1 protein-coding gene and 2 pseudogenes are annotated in these 2537 nt (G+C 48.3%); all 3 read right to left on the minus strand.

The window, feature by feature from the left end:
* Positions 1-146, minus strand: a pseudogene (locus tag MKL11_RS19430) (IS630 family transposase); the annotation flags it as partial.
* Positions 147-344: 198 nt separating this feature from the next.
* A complete protein-coding gene (locus MKL11_RS19435) occupies positions 345-1424 on the minus strand; it encodes a glycosyltransferase family 4 protein (protein WP_243946463.1) in 1080 nt (359 codons plus the stop codon).
* Positions 1425-2421: 997 nt separating this feature from the next.
* A pseudogene (locus MKL11_RS19440) lies at positions 2422-2537 on the minus strand (IS630 family transposase); the annotation flags it as partial.

The following is a 2537-nucleotide window of genomic DNA, read 5'->3' on the forward strand; positions in this document are numbered from 1 at the left end:
CGGATGAACTCCTGATGGCGATGGCGTTGCATGCAACGGCCGACGACCTTGCCATCCAGCACGTCGAGGGCGGCGAACAGGGTCGTCGTGCCGTGGCGCTTGTAGTCGTGCGTCATGGTCCCGACCCGGCCTTTTTTCAGCCTAAGTTCTTGTAATATTCAATGGCAGTTTCACGCAACGAGTAGGAGGTGTGATAAATCGAATGCCACCGCGATTCGCTGAGATTTTAAATGACGGTGCGATTTGGTTTATAGTAGATCAACGTGGGAGTTAAGCGGAGGGACATATATTTAACAATCTCCTGATCGGCCGAGTCTAATACTGGACTATAATTATTTATAAAATCAATCGCGGATCAAATCAGCATATGCCTCGGCGGTCCGATGCCAAGAAAATTGTTTAACTCTTTCTCGTCCAGATAAAATAAGTTCAGTTCGGCGAGTGGGGTCTTCGACCAATGTAGTCACGTGCTCAACCCATTTTCTGGGATCGTCGGGCGCGGCTATTAGTGCCGCACGGCCGCAAATTTCTGGCATGCTTGCGCGATCTGACGACACGACAGGGCAATTACGTGCCATCGCCTCGACGATCGGGAGCCCAAATCCCTCCGTCCACGAAGGAAACAGCAAGCATAGTGCGCGGTCCATCAAAAATGCCAAATCATTGTCGTCAATGCGCCCAAGGAATGAGACGTTTTTGATATTCGACGACGTGTGGGGGGAAAATATTGCCGCAGATCCGCCGGCAATGATCGTGTCTATGCCGAGTTCGTAAAGATTAGGGGCAATATCAGTGACGAGTCTCAAGTTTTTGTGCTCGGCCTGAGAGCCGATCGCCAGGACAAACGGCCGCTCCCTCGTCCCATCTGGCCTGGCTATGATCGAAGGTGCTGTTTTAGCGAGCTCCGGCTTCCATGTTAACGCGTGCTCGTGACCGTTTGGTAGTACAATGATCTGTGAATAATCCAAAGACAGGTGTTCCGCGATTTGTGCGGCTGAATTTGATGACACGGTAGTTATCTTTGCTGATCCGCGAGCGATTAGAAATTGCAAAAATCTGTAATATGCTTTAAATGCAAAGCTGTAGCTTTCAGGCTTTATGTAAACATTTGCGTCATGAATGCATACGACTTGTTTGGATTTCAATGCTGGTGCAGTATTGCAAAGGTTGAGTAAATGGCCATTCCAGCGCATCGGGAGGACAAATTGCTCCCAGGCGTGTCCTGTAACCCGTCCAATTTTTACCAGCGGCATCCGTTCCAGTTCTGGGTCGAGGGCGGTATGAGGAGCAAAGATAGGTGCTGACGTGGAACGGGCCTTTAAGATCTCATCAAGGTGTAGAACTACATTTCTAGCATATCTCTGTACGCCAGTTATATTTTGCGTAAGGAACCGTCCATTGACCGCGAATTCAACATCAGACATTGCTATTGCCCTTTGAGTGCAAATACCGCGCCGTCAGAATCGCGTACTGAGTGTGCCGGGCCCGGCGGATGGGAATTTTGTTGTGTCGTCTGAAGATCTGCATGACATTGACGTCCGATTGAATCCATGTCCGGATTTGGTCGACGGTATCTAAATTAAGACGGAGACCTTCCGTATAGAAAAGAAGCGGTTCCTCCGCCACTGATAAGAAACCATTTTAAAACATATTATGCGCCGGCGCGTCTTATGTCTATTGCAACACTCTTCGGCGCCTTATGCCATTCTACGTTAATAAAATATCTATGCAACGGTTTCGTTCAATGCCCCTATTGTAGGTTGAAATTTCCCGCTTCTATAGCATTCGACGCTCGCTTGCTGATCGACGCGGGTGATGCAGTCATAGCGGCCCTCAATCGCGATTGATGACTGTACTGCTAAAATATTTTGGAATGAACTTAGGTCATCTTGTTCCAGCTTAGGACGTAGGCGTGCTATCGAGCTACTTCGAGAGAAAATGGGGCAAGGTCGAAAAATAAACCCCATTCGACACTGTGCATAAGTTGACTGATATCCTTGACAAAGCATAATGTCATCTTGCATTCTTCGGGCAATATGCTCATACTGCGAGTTACGTCAGATGCAACACGCCGTTCCTTAGACGTAATTTTAGACTTGAATAGAGTTTAAATATTGTCCTGTCAAATCAGATGCGCGAGTTAGAATAGAAAAATCTCTGCTTCAAACATATCCTAAAACAAAAAAACTTACCTATATATACTTTCGCGATCAATGTACACAGTTGGCTGTATGCATCGGATTGAGCTGTGATTCATTGATCAACTGGCATGTTTGTCTAGGATGCACAAGCCCTAGTGCACAAACGCCAACGAACCCACCACGTGCTATTCCGCCAACTAACTGCCATCGCTTGAAAACTTACTACTTTGTGTGCGTTTCGCCGGCGTCAGAGCACTAGAGCCGTGCTTTTTCAGGTTGACTAATAGGCATCGTATCCAGCAGCGGTGAGGTAGTTTCGGCACTCATCCGGTCGGACGGCGGCGAACGCGTCCTCGATGACGATGGTGAGGTCGGCGGCGGTCCGTGCTGCAGCCG

This window comes from Methylobacterium sp. J-077 (assembly GCF_022829365.1).
GTDB lineage: Bacteria > Pseudomonadota > Alphaproteobacteria > Rhizobiales > Beijerinckiaceae > Methylobacterium.

Bases quoted from the DNA above. Each gene is read 5' to 3' on its own strand.
- MKL11_RS19435 (WP_243946463.1), bottom strand. From the start codon at position 1,424: ATGTCTGATGTTGAATTCGCGGTCAATGGACGGTTCCTTACGCAAAAT.